Here is a 2,714-nt window from a genome sequence, read left to right as displayed (position 1 = left end):
GGTTGGTGATGATCTGCCGGAAGCGGCCGGCGTCGCCGACGACATGGGCCGGCAGGCGCGGGTCGACACGCACGATCAGTTCGAGGTTCTTTTCGGCGACGCGCGCCGAGACCAGCGTCGCCACATCCTCGACCGCCTCGGAAAGGCGGAAGGGAGCAGGGTCGAGAGTGAGTTGCCCGGCATTGATCTTGGAGAAATCGAGGATGTCGTTGATGATGGTGAGCAGCGCGTTGCCGGATTTGACGATGACGTCGGTGAAGGTCTTCTGGCGCGGGGTCAGATCGGTCTTGGCCAGCAGTTCGGCCATGCCGAGCACACCGTTCATCGGCGTGCGTATTTCGTGGCTCATATTGGCCAGGAATTCCGATTTGGCGCGGTCGGCGGCCTCGGCCTTGAACAGGGATTCGGCGGATTCGGCAAAGGCGCGGCGGATTGCCACTTCCATCGGGCGGAAGATCCAGAAGGCGACGATGGCAAGTGCCGCGAACAGGATGCCGCTCGCCCACAGCAGCAGCCTGTCGCTTGAGGCATCGGCCAGGTGGCGCTCATCATCCATGGCGGTGCGGACGCGGACCAGCATCGGCTGGGCGAACAGGTCGTTCTGGTTGCGGATTTCGCGATAGCTCCACTCGTCGACCTTTTGCGCCATCGACATCAGGTTGAAATTGCGCACCATGTCGCGCGGCGACCAGAACAGATCGCCGTTGACGGAAGCGGACTGGAGTTCGTTGACGGTCTTGATCGACAGCCGCGGCTTGATCGCCGCAAGCTGGGCGGTCAGCGTCTCGATCTCGCCGGTCAGGCGCTCCGAATGGCCGCGCGCCGATGTGGTCAGGGCATCGCGTGTCTCCGCCCGCCAGGCGGTGCCGGTGGTCTCGGCGAAGCTGGTCGCGTTGCGCAGGTCGCGGGTGAAGATGACGAGATTGCTGCTCAGCGCATCGATGTCGCGGCGAAAGGAATTGACGCGGTCAAGCGCAATCACGATACCGGCGGAAGCCAGCGCGAAGATCAGCAACCCTGAAATATAGCGGATCCGGACCGACCGGATGAAGGACGAATATTCAGGCATGCGCAACCCCAACACATACGCACCATTTTAATGGCCGGGATTACGCTTCATTTACATTAAAATTTCGTTCGTGAGAGGGCAGGCAGGCCATGCGAACCGCCGGATGGACAGCGCGCCTAGACCGCTTCCACGACGAGGGCGCGGATGCGGCCACGCACCGGGCCTTCCCCGAACCGTTTCCCAAGGGCATTCGCCACGTATCGCGTCGCCTCCTCCAGCGAGCCGCCGCGCGCCTCGATCTCAGCCCGCAGGGGTGTGCCCTGGCAATAGGCCGTGGCCGCCTCATATGGCGACGAAGCGGCGCTGACGGCATCCAGCGGCTCTATGGTGATGTTACCGAAGCCGGCGGCATGAAGGTCGGCGCGGATGACGTCCGCATCGTGATAGCCGTGCGGCGTCCTCGCCATGAAGCGCGGCGGATCGGCCGGGAAAAAATGGCCGAGCGCCCGCGTCACTTCCTCGGCGAACTCGTTGTCGTCGATGGCACTCCAGACGTTGAACAGGAAGTGCCCGCCCGGCCGCATCACCCGCCGCGCTTGGCCGTAGGCGCCCACCCGATCGGGGAAGAACATCGCGCCAAACTGGCAAACCACGGCGTCGAACTCTGCGTCCTCGAAGGGCAGCGCCTGGGCGTCGGCCTGCCGCCAGGTGATCCGAGGATCGTCCGCCATCCGCGTGCGCGCGTGGTCGAGCATGGGCTGGTTGAGGTCGGTGACCACGATGCGGGCTTGCGCCGGCAACTTTGCTGCCATCGCACGTGTCACCACACCGGTGCCCGCCGCCACTTCGAGCACCGATTGCGGCCCGAGCTTCGACACCCGCTCTGCCAGATCCCGTGCATACGGCTCGAAGATCAGCGGCACCATCGCCCGGTCGTAGACCTCGGCAATGGAACCGCTGAACAGCTTGTCGGTGGTCGACATGGCACCCCTCCAACTCTACCCGCACCGCGTGCGTGCCGTGCGGATGGCAAAGCGATGTCGATCCTCTGCCTCGGCAGGCTTCCGCTCAAGTTCTATTTCTGAATTGGCCGGCGGAGGATGAGCGAACTTTAGTCAGCTCGATATCTCGGCTGGCGCCAACCTCAACTGGTGCGGGTCGCCACGAACGTTGCCGCTTCTTTCAGCAACTGGGCGTCGTCGCCATAAGGATCAAGCAGTGCATGCGCCTGCTCGACGAGGCCGTGCAACTGGTTGCGAGCCCAATTCGCACCATGCAAGGCCACCAGCGTCGCCTTGCCGGCGGCGGCGTCCTTGCCGGTTGCCTTGCCCATCTGGCTGGCATCGGCGGTCAAATCGAGCAGGTCGTCGGCAAGCTGGAAGGCAAGACCGATCGCCGAGCCGAATTCGGCCAGCCGCTCGCGGTCATCGGCCGGGGCGCCGGCGATGAGGGCACCTGCCTCGCAGGCGAAACGGATCAGAGCGCCAGTCTTCATCGCCTGCAGCCGGATGATGCCGGCCTCGTCCGGCGGCGTCTGTTCGGCTTCGAGGTCGAGCTTCTGGCCGCCGACCATGCCGCCGGGTCCGGCGGCGCGGGCCAGCGCCAGCACCAGGGCCGCCCGCCGCTCCGCGGGCAGGGCGGTCGCCTCGCCGGCGATGACGTCGAAGGCCAGCGTCAGCAAGGCATCGCCAGCCAGGATGGCGGT

At 65.1% G+C, this 2,714-nt stretch carries 3 protein-coding genes; all 3 read right to left on the bottom strand.

Annotation, left to right across the window (positions count from 1 at the left end; translation table 11 throughout):
• Nucleotides 1-1,069, bottom strand: a 1,069-nt coding sequence (locus tag EN906_RS29995; RefSeq protein WP_281060469.1) for a histidine kinase dimerization/phospho-acceptor domain-containing protein, incomplete at its 3' end; no start/stop codon positions are given.
• Between the two features lie 116 nt (nucleotides 1,070-1,185).
• Nucleotides 1,186-1,992, bottom strand: a complete 807-nt coding sequence (locus EN906_RS29990) for a class I SAM-dependent methyltransferase (protein ID WP_127267511.1) — start codon at nucleotides 1,990-1,992, stop codon at nucleotides 1,186-1,188.
• Nucleotides 1,993-2,153: 161 nt separating this feature from the next.
• A partial coding sequence (locus EN906_RS29985; protein WP_206529204.1) for a polyprenyl synthetase family protein occupies nucleotides 2,154-2,714 on the bottom strand: 561 nt, incomplete at its 5' end.

This window comes from Mesorhizobium sp. M7A.F.Ca.CA.004.06.1.1, from assembly GCF_003999135.1.
Classification (GTDB): domain Bacteria; phylum Pseudomonadota; class Alphaproteobacteria; order Rhizobiales; family Rhizobiaceae; genus Mesorhizobium.
Note: the sequence above shows the minus strand (reverse complement) of the source record. Positions and strands in the feature narration are given on the sequence as shown.